18 protein-coding genes are annotated in these 21,855 nt (G+C 63.7%); 10 read left to right on the forward strand and 8 right to left on the reverse strand.

What is annotated here, in order from left to right; all coding sequences use genetic code 11:
- Positions 1-45: 45 nt before the first annotated feature.
- From FXB40_RS16750 to FXB40_RS16760, 3 genes are all read left to right on the forward strand, one after another.
- The gene (locus FXB40_RS16750) at positions 46-1,008 is read left to right on the forward strand and encodes a cytochrome-c peroxidase (protein ID WP_246207653.1); all 963 of its coding nucleotides are present in this window, start codon (positions 46-48) and stop codon (positions 1,006-1,008) included.
- Positions 1,005-3,509 (forward strand): two-component system VirA-like sensor kinase, encoded by a 2,505-nt coding sequence (locus FXB40_RS16755; RefSeq protein WP_148773287.1) that lies wholly within the window; start codon positions 1,005-1,007, stop codon positions 3,507-3,509. The genes FXB40_RS16750 and FXB40_RS16755 overlap by 4 nt, the downstream gene beginning before the upstream one ends.
- Positions 3,510-3,655: 146 nt before the next feature.
- Complete coding sequence (locus FXB40_RS16760) at positions 3,656-3,913, forward strand: hypothetical protein (protein ID WP_148773288.1); 258 nt, start codon at positions 3,656-3,658, stop codon at positions 3,911-3,913.
- A 5-nt stretch (positions 3,914-3,918) separates the two neighbouring features.
- Here FXB40_RS16760 and FXB40_RS16765 read toward each other — a convergent pair whose 3' ends face one another.
- Positions 3,919-4,923, reverse strand: a complete 1,005-nt coding sequence (locus FXB40_RS16765; protein ID WP_148773289.1) for a helix-turn-helix domain-containing protein — start codon at positions 4,921-4,923, stop codon at positions 3,919-3,921.
- 301 nt (positions 4,924-5,224) lie between these two features.
- On the opposite strand from FXB40_RS16765, the gene FXB40_RS16770 reads away from it, so the two are divergent.
- Positions 5,225-8,098, forward strand: coding sequence for an ATP-binding protein (locus tag FXB40_RS16770; RefSeq protein WP_148773290.1), 2,874 nt, complete (start codon positions 5,225-5,227; stop codon positions 8,096-8,098).
- Between the two features lie 11 nt (positions 8,099-8,109).
- Here the strand turns inward: FXB40_RS16770 and FXB40_RS16775 are convergent, their stop codons facing one another.
- The 7 genes from FXB40_RS16775 to FXB40_RS16805 form a co-directional block, all read right to left on the reverse strand.
- Positions 8,110-8,829: a hypothetical protein gene (locus tag FXB40_RS16775; RefSeq protein WP_148773291.1), complete on the reverse strand. Its 720-nt coding sequence runs from the start codon at positions 8,827-8,829 to the stop codon at positions 8,110-8,112.
- Positions 8,830-8,968: 139 nt separating this feature from the next.
- The gene (locus FXB40_RS16780; RefSeq protein WP_187436930.1) at positions 8,969-9,919 is read right to left on the reverse strand and encodes an alpha/beta fold hydrolase; all 951 of its coding nucleotides are present in this window, start codon (positions 9,917-9,919) and stop codon (positions 8,969-8,971) included.
- Between the two features lie 46 nt (positions 9,920-9,965).
- Positions 9,966-10,940 carry a heme-binding protein gene (locus FXB40_RS16785; protein ID WP_148773292.1) on the reverse strand — a complete coding sequence of 325 codons (975 nt, stop codon included), beginning with the start codon at positions 10,938-10,940 and terminating at the stop codon, positions 9,966-9,968.
- 49 nt (positions 10,941-10,989) lie between these two features.
- Positions 10,990-11,829, reverse strand: a complete 840-nt coding sequence (locus FXB40_RS16790) for an enoyl-CoA hydratase/isomerase family protein (RefSeq protein ID WP_148773293.1) — start codon at positions 11,827-11,829, stop codon at positions 10,990-10,992.
- A gap of 150 nt (positions 11,830-11,979) precedes the next feature.
- The gene (locus FXB40_RS16795; RefSeq protein ID WP_148773294.1) at positions 11,980-12,678 is read right to left on the reverse strand and encodes a type 1 glutamine amidotransferase domain-containing protein; all 699 of its coding nucleotides are present in this window, start codon (positions 12,676-12,678) and stop codon (positions 11,980-11,982) included.
- A 200-nt stretch (positions 12,679-12,878) separates the two neighbouring features.
- Positions 12,879-13,586, reverse strand: a complete 708-nt coding sequence (locus FXB40_RS16800; RefSeq protein ID WP_148773295.1) for a hypothetical protein — start codon at positions 13,584-13,586, stop codon at positions 12,879-12,881.
- A 118-nt stretch (positions 13,587-13,704) separates the two neighbouring features.
- Positions 13,705-16,542 (reverse strand): ATP-binding protein, encoded by a 2,838-nt coding sequence (locus FXB40_RS16805; protein WP_148773296.1) that lies wholly within the window; start codon positions 16,540-16,542, stop codon positions 13,705-13,707.
- Between the two features lie 342 nt (positions 16,543-16,884).
- Here FXB40_RS16805 and FXB40_RS16810 point away from each other — a divergent pair, with 342 nt between their 5' ends.
- From FXB40_RS16810 to FXB40_RS16835, 6 genes are all read left to right on the forward strand, one after another.
- Positions 16,885-17,556: a sensor histidine kinase gene (locus tag FXB40_RS16810; protein ID WP_148773297.1), complete on the forward strand. Its 672-nt coding sequence runs from the start codon at positions 16,885-16,887 to the stop codon at positions 17,554-17,556.
- A gap of 135 nt (positions 17,557-17,691) precedes the next feature.
- Complete coding sequence (locus FXB40_RS16815) at positions 17,692-18,381, forward strand: VOC family protein (RefSeq protein WP_148773298.1); 690 nt, start codon at positions 17,692-17,694, stop codon at positions 18,379-18,381.
- Positions 18,382-18,638: 257 nt separating this feature from the next.
- The gene (locus FXB40_RS16820) at positions 18,639-19,952 is read left to right on the forward strand and encodes an epoxide hydrolase family protein (RefSeq protein WP_148773299.1); all 1,314 of its coding nucleotides are present in this window, start codon (positions 18,639-18,641) and stop codon (positions 19,950-19,952) included.
- Between the two features lie 65 nt (positions 19,953-20,017).
- Positions 20,018-20,866 carry an enoyl-CoA hydratase/isomerase family protein gene (locus tag FXB40_RS16825; RefSeq protein ID WP_187436931.1) on the forward strand — a complete coding sequence of 283 codons (849 nt, stop codon included), beginning with the start codon at positions 20,018-20,020 and terminating at the stop codon, positions 20,864-20,866.
- Positions 20,867-20,970: 104 nt separating this feature from the next.
- Positions 20,971-21,393, forward strand: coding sequence for an OsmC family protein (locus tag FXB40_RS16830; RefSeq protein WP_148773301.1), 423 nt, complete (start codon positions 20,971-20,973; stop codon positions 21,391-21,393).
- 20 nt (positions 21,394-21,413) lie between these two features.
- Positions 21,414-21,848, forward strand: a complete 435-nt coding sequence (locus FXB40_RS16835) for a cupin domain-containing protein (RefSeq protein ID WP_148773302.1) — start codon at positions 21,414-21,416, stop codon at positions 21,846-21,848.
- Positions 21,849-21,855: the final 7 nt, after the last annotated feature.

Here is a 21,855-nt window from a genome sequence, read left to right on the forward strand (position 1 = left end):
GTGCAAGGCTTGTCCGGAATCGCCCATACCAGGATCTTCCGTGAGTTGAAGCGTTGGCGCTCCGTCGTGGCGATCGGCGCACTGCTCGTGATCTGTCTGCACCCGTCTCAGGCGCCGTCTCTCGCCCCGTTCCAGTTGCCGCCGCAGGCAACAGCGGCGCGTAGTGCGGAAGAGCCCATCACGCCCATGCCGCCGGCTCCCGAGATCGATCCTCTCAAGGTCGAACTCGGTGAGCGCCTGTTCAACGACGCGCGGCTGTCGGTCGACAATTCGCGGAGCTGTTCGTCGTGCCATGACGTCCGTACGAACGGCGCAAGCATGAAGCGGCACGATTTCGGCCGGGATGGCGCTGAGCTGCCGCTGAACACGACCACCGTCTTCAACTCGACGCTCAATTTTCGCTTCGGCTGGGAGGGAAAATATCGCTCCGTGGAGGCCGATGTCTCGGCGTCGCTGGTCAATCCGCAGATCATGGGGAGCAGTCTCGCTGGTATCGCCGCTAAGCTTGGTCTTGATCCCAGTATGCGGATGGCCTTCATCACCGCCTATGGCCATCGACCGGATCCGGGCAATATCGTCGACGCTATCGCAAGCTTTCAGCGGACCCTGGTCACGCCAGACAGCCGGTTTGATCGCTGGCTTGCGGGAGACAGGTCTGCGCTGTCGGACAAGGAGCTGGACGGATACAAGTTGTTCAAGTCCCTGGGATGCGCATCATGCCATCAGGGCGTGAATGTCGGTGGCAATCTGTTTCAGCGACACGGTATTTTTCATCCGCTGGCTTCGCGAGATCCGGAGATCCTGCGGGTGCCGAGCCTGCGTAATGTCGCGACGACTGCTCCCTATTTTCATGATGGCAGTGCGCCCTCGCTCGACGATGCAGTCCGCAAAATGGCCTTCGCGCAATTGAACGCGACATTGACCGACCAGCAGGTGGACGCGCTGGTCGCCTATCTCAACAGTCTGACCGGACAATATCGCGGCGTGCCTGTCGGAGGTGGACCATGAAAGTCGCTCCTGGTGTGGTCGGCGTATCCTTTCTGCTGGCGCTGTTGACCTGGCTTCTCTTCAACGGCCTCAACCTGAATTCGGACCGCTATGACCGGCAGACGCAGGCTCTCGCAGATTTCACCCGGTTCGAGCGCGGCATGAGCCGCGAGGTCCTGACGTCGCGTGCCGGTCTGTCGCGGAACTATGACGCCCTCGTTCGGATGGTCGAGGCCTATGATGCTGCGGTCGTTCGGCTTCGCGAAGCCGCGGGCTCGGACAGAGAGGAAAATGCGGCGATCGACGTGCTCGCGGAGCGCGCCCGCAGGCAGGAAGAGCTGATCGAGCAGTTCAAAAGCCAGAATGCTCTGCTGCAGAATTCCTTTGCCTATTTTGGCATGTTCAGCGCCCGTCTTTCCGCGTCGAATGACAAGTCGCTGGTCGCGGGCGTGTCCGCGCTTGCGGCTGCCATGCTGCAGCTGACGATCAATCCGCCGAGTGCCGACGCCGACGAGGTGCAGGCGCAGCTCGACGGGCTGGCGCATTTGCAGTCCTCGCCGGACGAGGCGGCGTCAATACGCGCCGTCATTGCGCATGGCCAGCTGCTGCATGACCTGCTTCCGGCGGTGGATGGTATTCTGAAAGCGGTGGTCGCCGAAGCCAGCAACCGCGAGCAGGACGCTGTTCATGCCCTGATCGTCAAGCGCCAGCTCGGCGCACGGGCGGCGGCGCGCAAGAATCGTCTTTTGCAGTATCTCACTTCTCTGCTGTTGCTCGGCGGTTTGGTGTATTTCGGCCTGCTGCTACGCGCGCGGGCCAAGGCGCTGCGACGTCGTGCGGCCTTCGAGCATGTGATCGCAAACATCTCGATGCGCTTCATCTATTCGCACGGCGATGAGCTCAGGGACCATGTCGAGCACGCGCTGGAGGAGCTGGCGGGCTGCATCGGTGCAGACAGGGCTTATTTCGCCTGGCGGTCAGCGACCAATGGGAATGTCTATCGGTGGTCCCGCGACGGCTTACGCCTCGACGAAGGCTGGCCGGAGCGGGCACTTGGTCTGGCTCAGCGGTTTGACGGCGGCGAAGACGTGATCATCTATATTCCCAGAGTGAGATCGTCACATCCCCATGATCTGATGAATCTCCTCGAAGAAGCCGGTATTCGCGGCTGGCTTTGCATCAAGACCCTGTCCGGACAACAACAGGGAGCCATTCTCGGCTTCGAAGCGGTGCAGGCCTCCGCGCTGAGCCAATGGGCCGAGTTTGCGCTCTTTCGCATGGCCTTCGACGCCATCCGCAATGCAGTGCGGCGCGTGAAGCTGGAGCAGGAGAAGGAGCGGCTCGAGGCGAGCCTGCAACAGGCGCGACGGATGGAAACGATCGGCACGTTCGCAAGCGGCATCGCGCACAATTTCAACAACATCGTCGGCGCGATCCTCGGCTATGTCGAAATGGCCGACAGCGGGATCAAGCCGGGAAGTCGGCCTGCGGCGAGCCTTGCGGAAATCCGCAGGGCCGGCGAACGGGCACGCGAGCTGGTGGGGCAGATCCTGACCTTCGGCCGGCGTAGCCGGGGCCGGCAGGAACGCATAAGCGTCGAGGTGTTGGTTGCGGAGACCGCGGCTCTTCTCGCCGCATCCTTGCCATCGCACGTCAAGCTCACGATCAGCCAGGGCGTGGAGACCGCGACCGTATCGGGTGAGCCGGAGCAGTTGCAGCAGGTCATTCTCAATCTCTGCAACAATGCGGCGCAGGCATTGGAGGAGCCGGGCTTCGTCGACCTGCGCATTGCCGAGCGCGAAGTCATCCATCCGCTGCGGATCGGACGGACCGATCTGGGATCAGGCCGCTTCGTCGTCATCTCAGTCTCCGACCCCGGGCCCGGGATGGACGACGCCACGCTGGAGCGAATCTTCGAGCCGTTTTTCACGACGCGTACCGATGGCACCGGTCTTGGGTTGGCAACGGTTCGCGAGATCGTCGAACAGCATGGCGGCGCAGTCGCCGTGCAGAGCACGCCGGGTGAGGGGACCCGCTTCGACGTATGGCTGCCGTCCGACGGTTCGCGCGATCCGGTATCGCCGCAGCAAGCGCCGTCTCTCGCGTTTCGCGGCGCAGGCGAGACAATCCTGGTGCTCGAAATCGATCGCAGGCGCCTGTTGCGCCACGAGGAGATCCTGGCGGCACTCGGCTACGAGCCGGTCGGTTTCACGGGGCTTCCTGAGGCTGAAGCGGCCTGCCGGTCGGCCCGGGCGCGCTTCGATGCGGCGCTGGTGTGTCACTTACCGGGTGGTTCTTCGCTCGATCTCGCGGCAGCGCTGCACAGGGCGGCGCCGGGCTTGCCGATCATCCTCGCAAGCCCGTCAACGCACGATCTTGCGGCGCACCTTCTGGCTGCGTCCGGAATCACCGGGATGGTTCATCATCCACTGATGTCGTCCGAGCTCGCCATGACACTCGTGCGATGTCTGGCCGCGACGCCGTCGGCCGAGGGATTGCGCCAGATCGCGTCTGCTCGCTAGCGCGATTTGCCGGCTCGCGATCGCGCCGTTTCACCGGTAACGCGATCTCACGTGCACGAAGTCACCGTGTAGCGCGCAGCTTCTATCGATTGTACCCGGTTGTTCATCTGAGAACGACCGATCGTGACAGCGATAGGAGAAGGATGATGTCGAAACGACTTGGCTTGACCATGATGGCTGCCTCGCTTCTGTTGGGCTCCGCGCCCGTCTTGGCTGGCAGCGCCGACATGACGAGCGAAACCCATCGCTTCGCGTTCAGCTTACCGGGCCAGGCTCCCATCGGCCACCGCCAGCCGCGCCTGAGCGACACGACTGGAGGACTTCAATTGTCGCCGTCGGATCTGGAGCTGCGACGACTCGACGCGGAGATCGATCGCAAGCTGATCATCTGCCGCGGCTGTTGAACGCCTCACAGCGCATTTGCGTAAGGTCCATTGACGGCCCAATCCGTGCATGGCGAAGACCGGCGTCGCGGAGGACTTTCAGGCTCGGGCCGTTCGTTCCTGGCGGCCGCGCGCCATCGCGCGGGCGTCTGGCTGCTGATGCGCTTGAACACGGTCGAGAAATGCGCCTGGGTGCTGAACCCGACGGCAAGTGCGATCTCGGCCAGCGGCCGCTGCGTCGTCGTCAGTAGCGACTTTGCGTGCTCGATCCGGTGATTGAGCAGGTATTCGCGGGGACGGTATCCGGTCGCTGCACGGAACTGTGCGGCGAAATGCATCCGCGAGAGGCCTGCAACATTGGCGAGCTCGGACAGGCTGATGCTGCGTTCGAAATGAGCGGCGACATGTTGCTCGACACGCCGCAGGCGCCATTTCGGCAGCGCATTGACTTTGGCACGCGGCAATTCGGGCCGGGCCAGATGCATCACAAGGATCTGGCCTATGCAGTGGGCAAATCGATGGCCCGCGGCGTCGCCTTGCTCGGCGAGTGCCTTGGCCAGTCCCGCGGCGAGCGGATCGCGCAACAGAACGAGGTCGTCGAGCCCTTCGGCCGCGCCCTGCGCCCACCGCGTCGGGAAATGCTCCGCAGAGATGTGGACGTGCAGGAAAGCGCAAGGCGCCCGGAATTGGGCGCTCAGCTGTTTCGACGGCGCGCTGACATACAGGGTACCTGACGGCATGGTGCCGTCGAAGATGACCCGGCGCTCCCTGGTCAGGATGACGCGCGTTGTCTTCAACGCAATGCCGACCAAATATCGGTCGGGCGGCGTCGTCGCTGCGTGCCACGAGGCCTCCCGCGCGTCGTCCCATCGCGAGATCGTGATGTCGTCCAGCGCGGCCTGCGAGCTGCGGACGATCTGACGCCACCTGGCTTCTCGCGGAATCGCCTGCGCCGCGTGCGGAGCTTCGTGATCTCTCGGGCCAGCCGGACGATCGATCCGGGCGTGAGTCTCGTGCAATTCGGTCAGCATCGCTTGTTCCTTCTGAGCTTCGCGGCCGTGCGTTATGACCGGTGAACTCGCATCCTCGGTATGCTGACAGGATAGGCGTGAGCAGGCTTGGAAGCCCGTTAGGGGTGATTAGGATGTGTTAGATTATGTGGGCGCGGACGGGGTGCGGCGGCGGGTCGCGGGAGTCTGGATTTTTGTCAATATTTCAAAGGTTTGGATCAAACGCAGGGCGGCGTTGTTGCGCCGGCTCTTGCTGCGTTCCGTTCCGTGACGCAGACGTTGCTCACGGTCGCGTCCGTCGAGTCTGGCCTGAGAGTCCCAAGTGACCGAGCTCCCGTTAGAAAATGCCGCTCGTGGCAAAGGCTCCGCGAACCCCGATCTCGATGCGGTCTCGTTTGGGCCGTTCTCGCTCCGGTCGCGCCTGCTCGAGCGGGACGGTGTGCCGGTCAAGTTGGGCAGTCGCGCGATGGATATCTTGCGCTTGTTGATAAGTCGCGCCGGCGAGGTCGTGCCGAAAAACGAAATCCTCGCTTTCGCGTGGTCCGGTCTGGCCGTCGAGGAGATCAGCCTGCGGGTCCACGTCGCCGAGCTCCGAAAGGTTCTGGGCGACGGCAAGGACGGCGCTCGCTACATCACCAACATCCCGAGCCGGGGTTATTGCTTCGTCGCGACGGTAGAACGTGGCGAGCGCCTGCCGGCGTCGAAGCCCGCGCCGCAGACGAGTGGAAGCGTGACGTCGCCTTTGTCCTTGCCCCATCGCCTGGACCGGATGATCGGGCGTGAGGACGTGCTGCCGGAGCTTGCTGCGCGCCTGCTCAGCGAGCGCTTCGTCACGCTCAGAGGTCCTGGTGGCATCGGCAAGTCCACCGTCGCGATCGCGCTGGCGCACGAGATGTGGGAGACGTTCGAGGGCGGCGTCCATTTTCTCGACCTCGGTCCGTTGAGGGATGCGGCGCTCGTCGTCAGCACGCTCGCCGCTGCGCTGGGTCTCGTCGTTCATCATGCCGATCCGACCGGCAGTGTCGTCAGTTATCTGCGCGGCCGCCGCCTGCTTCTGGTCCTTGACAGTTGCGAGCATGTAATCGACGAGGTTGCACGCCTCGCAGAGACCATTCACCGCGAGGCGCCGGGCGTCAGCCTTCTCGCGACCAGCCGCGAGTCGCTGTTGGTGGAAGGCGAACAGATTTTCGAGCTCGTTCCGCTGCCGGGCCCGCCGCAGGGGGCCGGTCTCAGCGCAAACGAGATGGTGAATTATCCTGCGGCACGCCTGTTCATGGAGCGCGCCGCGGCTGCCGGTCACAGGTCCGACGTCACCGATGAGGATGCGGAGGTCCTTGCGGAGATCTGCGGCAAGCTGGACGGCATTGCTCTCGCGATCGAGCTCGCGGCCGCGCGCGTCGGTGTCTACGGGTTGCGGGAGATGGCCGCGCTGCTCGACAGCCGGTTGAAGCTCGAATGGCGCGGCCGGCGCACGGCGCCGCCGCGGCAACAGACCCTCGGCGCCACGCTTGATTGGAGCTTTGGCCTGATCGGGGAGGCCGAGCGGATCGTGCTTCAGCGCCTCGCCGTCTTCGCGGGCCCTTTCACGCTTCAGGACGCGATGGCGATCGCGGCCGCTGAGAATGAGCCGGTCGACCGTGGCGTCGATGCGCTGGAGCAGTTGGTGGCCAAGTCGCTGGTGTCGACACGTCCGGAGGGCGCGTCGCGGCGCTATCGATTGCTTGACGCCACGCGTGCCTATGCGCTTCAGAAGCTGGTCGAGGCCGGCGAAGCACAAGCGGTTGCGCGCCGGCATGCCGGATACGTTCATCGCTCGCTGGAAACCAGCATGACTGAGACGGCCGGCGGCGATCAGGTATCGCGTTCGCAGAGCCGCGCCGGCCTGCTCGCCGATGCCCGCGCCGCGCTGGAATGGAGCTATGCCAACGATTTTGGCGCCGATCTGCGCGTGCCGCTCGCGGGGAGCTGCGCCCGGCTGTTCGTCGAGCTCAACCTGCTCAACGAGGCGCGCCTCTGGTCCCAGCGCGCGCTTGCGATGCTTGGCGACACCAACCGCGGCGGCAGATGGGAGCTTGAGCTCCAGTCGACGCTCGGCCACGCCTTCATGTTCACGGAACGCAACAGTGAGCAGGCCGAGAGCGCGCTGAAGCGCGGGCTGGAGATTGCGGACGAGCTCGGCGACCACGCCAACAAGTTCAGGCTGCTGTCGCGGCTGAACATGTTCTATCGCCGGACCGGTGACTTCCGGCACCTGATCCCGATCGCGCTGGAGGCCGAGCGGGTCGCCCGCCTGATCGGCGATACCGCGGGAATCGCCGGCAGCAAGGCCCTCGTCGGCGTGTCTTATCATCTCGTCGGCAATCAGACCGAGGCGCAAGCTCATCTGGACGAGGGTGTGCGCGACGACGCGGCGCTGCGCGGGGCGCAGCCCGGTCATTTTGCCTACTCGCGCACGCCGCAGATTCCACTGGCACGGGTCCTGTGGTTGCGTGGCTTTCCTGACCGTGCGGTCGAATGCGTCCGCCCGCTGATCGGCGCTGCCGCGCCGCGTGACGTCGTGATGCATTGCATCGCGCTGTGCTGGTCGGCTTCGGTATTTGGCTGGGTCGGCGACTGGGGCACCGTCGAGGCGTTGACCGGCCGGCTTGCGGCGCATGCAGGCATGCATGGGCTCGCACCTTACGAGGCCGTCGCGGCTGGCTTTCGGGCCCAGACCATGATCGCCCGCGGCGAGGTGAGGGGCGGGATCGACTTGCTGCGGACCGCGTTGCCGCGCCTGCATGCGGATCGTTACGAGCTTTACGCGTCGGCGTTCATTGCCGAGCTGTCACAGGGGCTGGCTGCGCTGGGTCAATTGGCGGAAGGGCGCGCTGTCCTGCACGAGGCGATTGCGCGCATCGGGCCCGAAGGCGCGGCCTTCGACATGCCGGAGCTCCTGCGCCTGCGCGGCGAGCTGGAGGCGCGCGGCGATGAGCTGGACGCTGCCGAAGCAAGCTTGGCCGCGTCGATTGCGACGGCCGAGCGGCAGGGCGCGTTATCCTGGCGATTGCGGAGCGAGATGTCGCTGGTGCGGCTGCGGCGTCGCCAGGGTGTTCGAAATCCGCTCGACGATCTCGCCAAAACGCTCGCTCGCTTCTCGGAGGGATTTGAAACTGCCGATCTGAAAGCGGCACGGGCGATGCTGGATGAAGGGTAACGGACGGTCGCTCAGTCGAAGCGGAAATCCGAGAGGTCGATCGACACCATCAACGCATCGCGCATCGGCATCAGATCGTTGTCGCGGAGATAGATTCGCCGTCGCGTCGGAGTCGTGATCCCGTCGATAGTGACGAGATCGCATACATATTGCGTGGTGGGGAAGTTTCCGGCCACCTCGACCCGATAGTCATGTCGCCGGATCAGCATATCAGGACCGAAATAGAAATCCTGCTCGCGGCTGTGACTTGCGATCCCCGCCGGGAAGCTCGCGCGCAGCCCGCGCCAGATCTCGGTGCCTTCATGCCAAGGTGGAATCTCCTGCACCTCGAATCCGTCCATGGCGAGCAGGAAGGGCGTGGTCAGATAGGTCCATAGCGCGTAGCCGTTGAAATAGGCGTGGTGCAGCGGATCCCAATGCGTCCGCATGTCGTGCCGCGTGAACGACGTGCGCGGGTTCTTCCGCTCAGCCACGATACGTTCGTCCGCCGCGACGATGGCGATGCGTTCGGGGCTGAACTCGATACGCTGGCCGGGCTTCCCGAACGGCTCAACCGATGCCCACTGGCGATGAAGATCGATCCGCATGGTTCGTGGGTCCTGATCCTGATCGAGACCCTTCAGCGCCCAGAGATCGCCCCCCGTCACGATTGCGGCGGTGAGGCGCCTGTGCGCGTTCCATCGGCGCAGGCCGCCATGGGCTTCGATTGCATTTGCCAGCAGCGGAATCATCCGGGCCCTTCCCTCTCGCATGGGGTGATGTCACCCCATAGCGATAGGCCCGAACGCGGGCGGTCGCCCGTTAAGCGTTGTTAAGTGCCGTTGAGCTGCCGGCGGGGCGCAGCCCGAGCGGGACCGTTGGGCTCGTGTCCTAGTGCCCGTCCAGCCGCGCCAGAAAGTCGCGGACGATCGATGCGATCTCGTCGGTTGCCTCATCCAGCGCGAAATGGCCGGCTTCGAGGATATGGACCTCGGCATCGGGCACGTCGTCGCGATAGGCGGTGGCGCCAGCAACGGTGAAGGACGGATCGTATTTCCCCCAGACCACCAGCGTCGGCGGCTTGGTCTTGCGCAACCAGTCCTGCCACTTCGGATATGAGGCGACGTTGGTACGGTAATCCAGGAACAGCGTGGTCTGGATTTCGGCCTGTCCGGGACGGGTCAGGAACGCATATTCGTCGGTCCAGGTGTCGGGGTCGTAGCGTTCCGGGCGCGGGCTCGTGCCGAGGTGCCGCTGACGCGTCGCCTCGAGCGAGGTGAAGTTGGCCTTGAGCGCCTCGAGCTCGTGGGCCGGGTCGGCCCAGTATTTCCGTCGTGCAGCCCAGAGCGGGCTGAGGCCTTGCTCATGCGATACCGCATTCTGGATGACGATGGCGCGGACCCGTTCCGGATGGGGCAACGCCATCCGGAAGCCAACGGGACCACCGTAGTCCTGCATGAACAGCACGTAGTTGGTCAGGCCAAGCTTGCTCGTCAGTTCGCCGATCACGCCGGCGATGTTGTCGAACGTGTAGTTGAAGTCAGACGGCGGCGGTGCGCTGCTGTTGCCGAACCCGGGATAGTCGGGCGCAATGAGATGGTATTTGTCCGCAAGCAGCGGCAGCAATGGCTCCCACATCCGCGAGGAGGATGGAAAGCCGTGAAGCAGCAGCACGGTTGGAGCGTCAGCCGGCCCGGCCTCGCGATAGAAGATCTTGAGGCCCTGGACCTCGACCGTGTGATAGCTGATCGAGCGTCGGCTGGACCGCAGGTCTTGGGCAGGGGCGGGCAGCGTCATGCTGATCATAGCGACCGAGAGAGTAAGCAAGGTTGGCATGTTCATGGCGCTGCGCCTTCCGTATTTCGAGAGATTGGGCGGGGGAGCTGTGTTATCCTGCCGCCACCATGATGGACTTGAGGCCGAGGTCGCTTGTTCCCTCACGGCTGCGCTGGGTAGCTTCCACGTGACGGACGACGTCCGTCAGCTCCGGCGTAAAGCTCTCGTCGCCGTCCTCGATGTGGCCGGTCAATCGCGCCGTGATCTCCTGGAACACCCAGCCATTGCCGTCGGGATCACTGAACGATGCATAGGAGGCATAGCTCTTGCGCTGCGGGTTAGGTCCTGCGGCAAGCACGCCCGATCGGGCATGGTGAAAGATGCCGCCGGTATCGTAGAAGGCATCACTGACGGCGAAGCCGCGACGATCGAGCTCGCTGCGCGCCGCCATGATATCGGAAACGACCAGATGAAGCCCTTGCACCGAACCCGGTAACGCAGTCGTGACGTTCTTGCCGAAGATGATCGAGCATCCCGAGCCGGGCGGGGTGAACTGGATTACGCGGTAGTCGTCGCCCGTGTAGTCGAGATCGAGCCGCCAGCCGAGGTCGCCATAGAAGCGCTTGGCGCGATCAGCGTCCGTGACTGGCAGGACGATGACCTCGATGTTCATCTTGACGATGTCCGAGGCTACCGGCTCGCGGAGCCCAGCTTCGAGGATTGCGACGTCCTGATCGACGGTACCGCCGCTGATGCCAACGCCAGCGACCAGTTGGCCGTCGACTTTCAGCGGCGCACCGCCGCCCATGGAGCAAAACCGCCCGCCGGCGAGGCCCATCATCGGGAACAGCGCCTGTCCGGGCTGCACAAGTGGCGAAAGGTCTGCCGTGCGAAGTCCGACCAGCGCAGACGTGTACGCCTTGCGCTCCGACAGTTCGAGCGAAAACGTCGGCGCGCCATTCATCCGATGCTTGAGAATGATGTTGCCATGAACATCGATGACGCAAACGGCCACCGGAACCTTGGCTTGAGCGGCCTGTGCCTCGATGCGTTCGGCGATTGCCTTGGTGTATGCGAGCAAGTCCATGATCTGTCCTTCCAATTGTTCTGATGAACGAGGAATAGTCGGTGTGTGGTCAGCCAAGGCGCGTCAGATAGGACCCGATGTGATCCTCAGCGTCGCCGGGACGGTGGAAGCCCTGTTCGAAGAAGGCCTTGATCCTGTCCTGGGCAGCCGGTCGCGTGACCGAGGTCATGCAGGCTTCCCAGCCGGCCGCGATCTCGACGTCCGCAGGCAGGCTTGCGGCGTTGACGAGCCGCTTGGTGTTCGCGATCGCCCATTTGTCAAAGGACGCCATGCGGTTCGCCAGCTTGTCGACGAAGCCATCGAGTTCGGCATCGGGCAGCGACCTGTTCACATAGCCATAGGCGGCTGCGAGATCGGCATCGATGTCATCCGAGCTCAGGAGCACTTCGAGTGCTCGCTGCCGGCCCATCTGGCCCGGCAATCGTGCCATCGGGCCACCGCCGGCAACCAGGCCGACACCGACCTCCCATTGCGACAAGCGGGCCTTCTCGCGGCTTGCAAAGCTCATGTCGCAGGCAAGCGCAATCTCGCTTCCGTTTCCGGTCGCGCGGCCGCGGATCAGGGCGATCGACACGACCGGCATGCGGGTGATGCGGACGAGGATGTCCGGCCAGGCTTCCAGGCCCGTCGGCCCTTGCGGCATATCGGTGAGGTCCTTGAAATTGGCGAAGAAGTCGCTGTGGTTCAGAAAGAAGCCTTCGACCGCGCTGTCGAAGACGATGACTTTGACGTCCTTGTCGGCCTCGACAGCCGTGACGATGTCGCGCATCTCGCGAACAAGTTGCGGGCCCATCACATTGAGCGGCGGATTGTCGAAGGTGATCCGCCAATAGGCCGCCGAGCGGCGGGTGACTCGAATCTGCGTTGTTGTCTTCGTCGTCGTGTCCATGGGAGCCTCCAGCTCTGGGGCCGTCGTGGCGGCCGGGTTCATCGTCACGCGTCTGATCGCTCTCCGAGCGCCGATCGGCGACGGAGTTGCGCTAGCTTCTATTTTGACGGGGTGGAGAGGTGCTCGTCACACCTCTCCTGGAGCGTGTGCTTACGCGGCCGACTTGGCCTGCTGGGCCAGTGCGGCCAGCAGTGCCTTCGCGGCCGGACCGGACGAGTGCGGGTTCTGGCCGGTGATCAGGAGGCCGTCCTTGACGACGTGGACGCCCCAATTGGCGGTCTTCGAGAAGACGGCACCGAGCTTCAGCATCTCGTCCTCGACGAGGAAAGGCACGACCTTGGTGAGGCCCACGTCTTCCTCTTCGCCATTGGTGAAGCCCGTCACTTCCTTGCCTTCGACCAGCGGCTTGCCGTTCGGCGCCTTGACGTGGCGCAGTGCGCCGGTCGAGTGGCAGACCACCGCGATTGTCTTGCCCGCGGCGATGAAGGACTCGATCAGCCCAGCCGAATCCTTGTCCTCGGCGAGGTCCCACATCGGGCCGTGGCCACCGGGATAGAACACGGTGTCGAAGTCTTCCTGCCTGACGCTGTCGAGGCGAACGGTCTTGTCGAGCTGAGCTTCGGCCGCCGCATCCGCCTCGAAGCGGAGCGTGAGGTCGGTGCGGGATTCGGGCTCGTTGCTCTTGGGATCGAGCGGCGGACGGCCGCCCTTCGGAGAGGCGAGAGTGATCTCGGCTCCAGAATCCTTGAAGACGAAATAGGGTGCTGCGAGCTCTTCGAGCCAGAAGCCGGTCTTGCGTCCGGTGTTGCCCAACTGGTCGTGCGAGGTGATGACCATCAATACTTTCATAGCTGACTCCCGTGATTGCGTTCGCTGGATGAGGCCACTCCCTAGAGATGGAGTGCGCGGCTTAGGTCTCGTTCGAGCTCGTAACGTTGTTCGCTGCTCGTGAGACGCAATCTGCACCCAGGCCGGGCTGTTAGCTCGTTATGTATTGTTAGACGGTGAGAGTGGGGAGTTTGGTCAGGCTCGTTGCCTGTTTGACGACGTCACTCGAAGACGGCGTCGAAAATCTCGACGTCGATTAGCACAGGCTTGGCGATGACGGTGCCGTCGGGCTGCAGCGTCAGCGTGCGCCGAAGGGTTGGAACCACGATGCCGTTGAAGTTCTCGTGGGCCCACGAGTAGTGCGCGACACGTGCGCCGAGGAGATCGTGATCGGTCCGTCGCTGCAAAGCGTTCCCATCGAAGTAGAACACTTGCTCGGAGGCGAGGCTGATCGGGCCCGGCGGGAATTGCACGCGAAGGCGCCGCCAAGTCTCACTATTCTCCTGCCACGGCGGCAGCTCCTCGATCACGACGTGGGGGCGAGCGAGGAGGAATGGGGTGGCGAGATAATTCCAGATCGCGACGCCGCAGAAGAAGACCAGATGCAGTTCGTCCGCCAGCGCATGTGTGCCATTGGTCGGGAAAGCAAGGCTCGGGTTGCGCCACGTCCGCAGCACCTGGCCATCCACGCTTTCGATCGTGATCGCGTCCGGCGCAAACGCACCGGACTGTTCGCCGCCAGTGATGCCGGTGAAGCGGACCGATTGCGTCCGCGTCGATCCCTCCGCGGTGACGTCCTTGAATTCGCGGGCATGTCCGGCATCGGAGAACAGGGCCCCTCCAACGGAAAGATGCAGCGTGAACCGGCTCAAGCTGTTCCAGCGGGGCAAGCCGCCGCAGGCGTCGATCGCATCGTCAAGAAGTGCCATGTCTCACTGCATCCACCATGAATTGTCGTCACCATGGCGGGGCGAGGGCGGCTTGGCGTGTTAGAAGTTGTTAGGAGTTGCAAGAGCCTGATCGGGCGGTATCACGTTGAAGATGCTCTTAATTCAGCGCGCTCAGGAGCCCCCTCGCGGCGACGAGGTCGCGGCTCGACAGGCCTTCCTGATATTGCCCGACCAGCGGAGCGAGCAGGGCCTGCGCATCGCGCTTTCGTCCGGCCCGCTGCCAGACGCGAGCCAGGCTCATCGCCCCCCGCAGCTCCCAGCCGCGCGCATGTTGCCGGCGCGACAAGGCAAGCGATTGCTGAAGGTACGCTTCGGCCTCCGTCGCCCTGGCGGATTGGACCAGGATGTCCGCCTTGACCCGGAGCATTTCCGGCATATCGAAGGATTCGCCGTGATCGCCGATCTGGGCGATGGCTTCGTCGATTGTGCGCAAGGCCTCATCGGCCTCGTTCTGGGCCGCCAGACCCTCCGCGAGCGCCGTTGCAAATACCGTCGTCATGATCCGGTGCCGCGTCGCGTACAGGGTCGCCTGGCTGCGGCGAAGATGCTCGATGCCGCCGGCGATGTCCCCGCGGCGGAGCAGGAGCTCGCCCTTCTGGCCGATGCCGACCGCGTGATAGGGGCCGAGGAAGTGCCGCGCGGAATGGTCGATCAGCCGCTCGATCAGGCTTTCGGCGCTGGCCCAGTCGCCGACCCACAGAAACACGTAGATGGTCCAGATCAGGGAAATGCCGAGCGTCAGGGGTTGCTCGAGCTGCTCGGCCTGGCGCACCGTGTATCTCGCCGCCTCGATGGCACGGTCGGGCCGGCCGCTGAGCCAGAGCCCGCGCGCCAAGGCGACCAAGGCGACAATGCGGTCGTCATAGCCGAGATGGCCGATATTCAGCCGCTGCGAGCCCGGATTGTGCACCATCGCGCTCTCGCAGAACTGGACGGCCTTGTTCTGGTTGCCGATCAGATGATGCGCCACACCCAGCATCCACTCGACGTTCAGCGTGCTGGTCGGGTCGTTCAGCTTCCTGGCGACACCTTCGGCCTGTACGCCGGTGCCGAGTGCGCCGTGAAAATCTCCGACACGGGTCAGGTAGATGTGCAGCCCGCGCAACAGCCAGAGCTGCCAGTGCAGGTCGTCGAGCGCCTCGGCCAGTTGCAGGCTTCGCGTGAACGCCGACCGGACTCCTTCCGTGTTGCCTTGCGTGAACATCACGGAGACGCCGAGGGCCGCCTGCAAAGTCATTTCCTTGCGACTGTCGAAATTGTCGGCAGAGGCGAGCGCCTGCTGGGTCCAGCTATGGCATTCCGTCAGCAATGTCAGCTCAAGGAAGAACTGCGCGGCCGAAGCTGCAAGATCCACGGCGAGCGCGCGATCGCCGTGCTCCGAGAAGCTCCAGGTCAGCGCGGCCCGTACATTCGGCAGATGGTCGGCATAGGGCAGGAAGCCGCCCGCGCTGTGCATGCCGTTGGACTTGATCGAGATGTCGTGCAGGAAGTCGCGCAAATATTCAGCGTGGGCGCGCGCCACCCGGGTCGCTTCCCCGCTTTCGGTGAGTTTGTCGCCCGCAAAGGCGCGGGTCGTGTCGAGCAGGCGGTATCTCAGTCGCCGTTCTGCAGGCGACGTTGCAATCAGGGATTTCGACAGCAGATTCGAGATCGCTTCGACCGCCTCCGCCTCGTCGATGCCCTGGCTTGCGGCGACGGCGAGCGCAGCTTCCAGCGTGAAGGGCCCGACGAAGACCGACAGGCCGCGCAGTGTCGCGCTCTCGGTCTGGGGCAGGAGGTCGTAGCTCCAGCTCAGCGCCGCGCTCAGCGTCTGGTGCCGGGGTATAGCGGTGCGGCGTCCCCGCCACAGCAGCAAGAAACGGCTGTCGAGCAGCGAGGCCGTGCCGGCAATCCCGTAGGCGTTGACCCGTCCGGCGGCAAGCTCGATTGCAAGCGCAATGCCGTCCAGGCGCCGGCAGATATCGGCGACGAGCGGCGCATCCTCTTCACTGAGTTCGAATTCGCTCAGGCTTTCGGCAATTCGCTCGACGAAAAGCTGGCTCGCCGGGTAGGCAAGGATGTCGGCCATGCTGAGCCCGTCGCGTTGTGGCGGACAATCCAGCGGAAACAGCCGGTACACCCGTTCTCCCTCGGTGCGAAAGGATTCGCGGCTGGTGGCGAGAACATGCTGCCCCTCGGCTTCCCGCACCATGCGCTCCACCAGCGGAGCGAGCTCGTCGATGATGTGCTCGCAGCTGTCGAGGACCAGCAGCGTCCGGCGGTTGCGCAGTGACTGCAGCAGCCCGGGTATCGGGTCGTCGGAATTGACGGTCAGGCCAAGCGCCGCGGCAATTGTGCCGGGAACGAGCCGCGGCTCCGTCAGCGCGCCAAAATCCACGAAGCAGACCTGGCCCTCGAAGCTCGCAAGCTGACCATGCGCCACGGCAAGTGCAACCGAGGTCTTGCCGATGCCGCCGGGTCCGACGATGGTGACGAACCGATGCAGGGACAGTTCAGTCGCGATCTTCTCGACGGCGTCGTCCCGGCCAATCATCTTTGCGAGCGGGGCGGGTAGGGACCGGAGCGAGGAGACGGTCGTGCTTGGCCGGCTCTCCGCAGGCGCGGCGCGGAGCAGCGGTGCCGTGAAACAATAGCCGCGGCCAGGTACGTTGACGACATAACGGGAGCCTTCGCCGGTATCGCCCAGGGCCTTGCGCAGGGACGTGATGTGAAAGCGCAGGCTACCCTCGTCGACATTGACGTCGGCCCAGATCCGCTTGACCAATTCCCGCTTGTCCACCACCTCGCCGGCGCGCTCGGCGAGAAAAATGAGGATATCGAGCGCGCGGCCGCCAAGATGAAGCGGGACGCCATCCTTCTCAAGCAACCGCGACCGGGGGAGCAGCCGAAAAGCCCCGAAGGAAATGGCAAAGTCCTGGTCGTTAGTGTCCGGCACGCGCCATGATTCCAGCGAAAGGAAAGTGCTGCTGTCTGTCTTGGTCTATCAGAACGCGACCCTGAGTAAATCGACCGAAAGCGGCGAAATCGAGCAACGAGCACGAGATCGGGTCGAAAGAGCAAGGGCGAAACGCAACGAATTTTGCTTAAACGCGAACGGCTTATGCGGAAAGCTTGAACGTTCGGCAGCGGGCTTCAGAACTGATGCATCGGTCGCGTCATGCAAGTATTACGCGCCTTCCGGTCATAACAGAATCTTGCAACGTCTAACGAGCGTGAGCCGCGGGTCTGCATCAGTATAGCTTTCGAGTTAGGCCTATTTCCAACGGGGGAGGCTATCATGCCCGGAATCAGCTCTCGAACGAAAGACAGGGGCGTTCGATCTCACTTTGTCGCCAATCTGGACGATGTCTCGCGTGACTGGGAACTCGTGTTGCGCGAGTCGCACCATCGTATGAAGAACACCCTGACGCTCCTGGGTGCGTCAGTCCGCCGCGACTTCACACGGGCCGGGACCAGGGACATGTCGGTTGCGGTGGACCGGCTGGAGCGGCGCATCGTCGCCTTCGGCAGGCTCTATCAACTTTTGTCCGACAATGACAATCTTGCGATGATCTCCGTCGAGGCCTTCTTCGGAGGCCTCTGCGGAGCGCTCTCCGAGGCAGTGCTGGAACCGGCGGGCGTCCGTTGCGAGGCTTCGATCGAGAGCGGCACGCTACCGGCATGGCAGTGCCACCGGCTTGCCCTGATGCTGACGGAGCTGGTCACGAATGCGGCAAAGCATGCGTTTCCGAACAAGAAGGGCGCGCTGATCCGCATCGAGGTGGCGAACCACGAGGGCAACTGGCTCTGCACAGTGACTGACAATGGTGTCGGCGCGACCGGGCCGCTTCAGGGCGCCGGCAGCCGGATCCTGGAAGGCTTGGCGCGCAGCATCAGTGCCCGGATGCAGGGCGAGGCCGGGCAGGGCGGTACACGCGTGACAATAGCAATGCCAGTCGCGGTCGCCTGAGGAAGCGGCCGCGCTCGCAATCGCTAACGGGCCATAACATCCCATAACGAGCATTATTCCCCAGTCCGCGCGAAAGTCGTGGTGTCAGAAGCGGGTCTCGGTCGCGAGCCTGCACCTCAAACCAGGGAGTTCGACATGACCACCACCGAGATCAATCCTCCAGCCGGCGCCAAGCCAGCGAAGTCGCGCGCAGTCGGTCTCAAGCTCGAGGTCGTTGTGATCCCGGTTTCCGATGTGGATCGCGCGAAAGCTTTCTATGCGAATCTGGGCTGGAGACTGGACGCAGATTTCGCCTCCGGTGATGGCTGGCGCGTCATCCAGTTTACGCCGCCAGGCTCGGCCTGTTCCGTGATTTTTGGCAAGAACGTCACGCCCGCGGCGCCCGGTTCGGCGCAAGGCCTTTATCTGATCGTCTCCGACCTCGAAGCAGCACGACAGGATCTGCTCGCGCGTGGCGTCAGGATCAGCGAACCCTTCCACGGTGGCGGCGACGTTCATGCCGGGGTGGACGAGCCGTATCTGTTCGGCAGTGTCCGGCTCAACGGCGCCGATCCAAAACGCGGCAGCTACAGTTCATTTGCCTCCTTCAGAGATCCCGACGGCAATGGGTGGTTATTCCAGGAAATTACGACGCGGCTTCCCGGCCGGATCGAGGCGAACGACACGACGTTCACCTCGTCAAGCGAACTTGCGCGCGCGCTGCGCCGCGCGGCCGCGGCGCATGGTGAACACGAGAAACGAACCGGCGTGCACGATGAAAATTGGCAGGACTGGTACGCCGACTACATCGTGCGCGAGCAGGCCGGCCAGCCGCTGCCGACCTGACTCGCGAGCGTGGACGCTTGAGTCAATCTTGACACCGCGCGCGATAGCTCATCGCGCGCCGTGATGCATTTGCGCCCCGAAAATCATCGCTCATCACATTCCTGCTCTGTGTCACGACGACTCGCAACGGCTAACGCAGCCTAACAATCCATAACGAGCTAATGGCCGGTGTCTGAGCCAATCTATTTTCAGGACGAACCGATCTGTCGATTTCGAATTTCGGTCAACGTCACAGACCAAAGCGAGGGAGATCCAAAATGACGACGCAGACACGAGCCGACATGATGAACCCAGATCGCCGTCAACTGCTGGGCCAGGCCGCAATGATGGCTGTTGCCGCAGGCACGGCGAGCCTCTTTCCGTTGCATCCGGCGAAGGCCGCTGTAAGCGCCGCAGTCCGTCCCTTCCACGTCAACGTGCCTGAGGAAGATCTGCTTGATCTGCGCCGTCGTCTCGCAGCGACACGCTGGCCGGATCGCGAGATCGTCGCCGACCAGTCGCAAGGCGTGCAGCTCACGACCGTCCAGCAGCTGGTTCGCTACTGGCAGTCCGACTATGACTGGCGCAAGATGGAGGCGCGGCTGAACGCGCTGCCGCAATTCGTCACCGAGATCGACGGCGTCGACATTCACTTCATTCACGTGCGTTCCAGGCACGAGAATGCCTTGCCGATGATCGTCACCCATGGCTGGCCGGGCTCGATCATCGAGCAGATGAAGATCGTCGGCCCGCTGACGGATCCGACCGCGCACGGCGCCAAGGCCGCAGACGCCTTCGACCTCGTGATCCCCTCACTGCCCGGTCATGGCTTCTCCGGCAAGCCGACCGAGCTCGGCTGGGATCCGCAGCGTGTGGCACGCGCCTGGGTCGTGCTGATGAAGCGGCTCGGCTACAATCGCTACGTTGCCCAGGGCGGCGATTGGGGCAATGCGGTCGCCGAGCAGATGGCGCTGCTGGCGCCGCCGGAGTTGCTCGGCATCCACACCAACATGCCGGCGACCGTTCCCGACGATATCGCCAAGGCGCTTCAGCCCGGCGGATCGAAGCCATCCGGCCTCTCGGCGGACGAGAATTATGCCTACGATCAGCTCGACGACTTCTACAAGCACGGTCTGGGCTACGCGATCGAAATGTCGAACCGGCCGCAGACGCTTTATGGCCTCGTGGATTCGCCGGCAGGCCTGGCGTCCTGGATGCTCGATCACGACGCACGCAGCGCCGCGATGATCGCGCGGGTCTTCGATGGCAAGACCGAAGGGCTGTCGCGGGACGATGTCATCGACAACATCACGCTCTACTGGCTCACCAACACAGCGGTGTCCTCGGCGCGTCTGTATTGGGAGAACAAGCTGGTGTTCTTCGCGCCCAAGCATTTGAAGATCCCGGTCGCCGTCAGTGTCTTCCCGGACGAGATCTACGCTGCGCCGCGCAGCTGGGCCGAGAAAGCCTATCCCAAGCTGATCCACTACAATCGCCTCGACAAGGGCGGCCACTTCGCAGCCTGGGAGCAGCCCGCGTCGTTCAGCGCCGAAATGCGTACTGCGTTCCGGCCGCTGCGCCAGTCGATCTGAGCTGAATGGGACGCGTGCCCTTCGCGCGCGTCCCATCCTTCAAGACCACATCAGGAGTGCAAACCATGAATCGCCCCGAACGCACCTTCACGACGGAAGACATCAGGCTGGAGCGGCGCCTACCGACATACTGGCGTGTGACCTTCGACATGCCGCCGGTGAACATCTTTGGCCCGAAGCACCTGCCGCTGCTCAACGATATCATCACGACAATCGAAACCGATCCGCAGGTGAAGGTCGTGGTGTTCGACAGCGCCGTCAAAGGCTTCTTCATCACGCATTACGATTTCCTCGCGCCGGTGGAGGATTCTCTTGGCATTCCGCCGGGGCCCACCGGGCTGCAGGCGTTGCCCGACATGCTGGTGCGCCTGAGCCGGGCACCGGCGGTGTCGATTGCCTCGATCCGGGGCCGCGCGACCGGTGTCGGCAGTGAACTCGCGCTCGCAAGCGACATGCGCTTTGCAAGCCGTGAGAAGGCGATCCTGTCGCAATGGGAGGTCGGCGCAGGCCTGGTGCCCGGCGGCGGTCCGATGGCGCGGCTGCCGCGCCTGATGGGCCGTGGCCGTGCGCTCGAAGTGCTACTCAGCGCCGACGACATCCACGGCGATCTCGCCGAACGCTACGGCTACGTGAACCGGTCGATGCCGGATGCGGAACTCGACGGCTTCGTCGAGGCGCTCGCCATGCGCATCGCCACTTTCGACAAGGACGCGATTGCTGAGACAAAGCGTCTGGTCGATGTCGCGAGCCTGCCGCCGGACGAAGAAATCAAGCCGGAGTGGGACGCGTTCATAGGATCCCTTGGTCGTCCTGCGAGTCAGACCAGGATCAAGGCGCTCATGGCGCGCGGTTTCCACCGCGCGGGCGATGTCGAAAACCGGTTGGGCTTCCACGTCGGACAGATCGGCATTTGACGGAACCGCTGCGGCGCTCGACTGGTTGGAAGGCGACACGGCGGGTGTGCCGGGATAGCCTTCCACCGCCGCCAAACGACTACAAACAAACAAGGAGAAAAGAGATGATCCGCAAGGCAAAAGCAGTATGGCAGGGCACCGGCCGCGATGGCACCGGCCATCTATCGAGCGAATCCGGCGTGCTCGCCGACACGCCATACTCGTTCAAGACGCGCTTCGAGAACGAGAAAGGCACCAATCCCGAGGAATTGATCGCAGCGGCCCACGCGGGCTGCTTCACGATGGCGCTGGCCTTCGGTCTTCAACTCGCCGGCTTCACGCCGACCGAGCTCGCCACCGAGGCCGCGGTCACCCTCGATCCCGAAGGGAAGGGATTCAAGATCAGCAAGTCGGCGCTGACCTTGCGCGCCAAGGTGCCGAACCTAGACGACGCCGGTTTTGCCAAGATCGCCGGCGAGGCCGAGAAGAACTGTCCGGTGTCGAAAGTGCTGAACGCGACGATCACGCTCGACGCCAAATTGATTTAAGCTGGATCGAGGAGACGACCATGCCGCGCCAACATCAGCCAGATGAAGACAGGTTCCGGGCAATCTTGCCTGAGGATATCGACTGGAAACCGTTTCCAGCGTTTCCGCCTGGGGCGCGGTTGGCCGTCATGGTCGGTCATCCCACCGAGCCCGGCCCCTATGTGGTCCGGGTGAGGGTGCCCGGCGGCACCAAGCTGATGCCGCACAAGCATCCGGAGGACCGCATCTATACGGTCATGTCGGGCGTCTTCTACATCGGCCTCGGCGAGACCTTCGATGGCGATCAGGTGAAAGCCTATCCTCCGGGCAGCGTGATTGTCCTGCCCGGCGAGACCTGGCATTTTCATTGGGCGAAGTCCGGCGAATACATCACGCAGGTGTCGGCGGTCGGACCGCTTGGCCTCGAGTATCACGATGATCATGATGACCCTCGCTTGCACGCGGTCACGCAGTAAGATGAGA

Source organism: Bradyrhizobium rifense (assembly GCF_008123425.1).
GTDB classification, from domain to species: domain Bacteria; phylum Pseudomonadota; class Alphaproteobacteria; order Rhizobiales; family Xanthobacteraceae; genus Bradyrhizobium; species Bradyrhizobium rifense.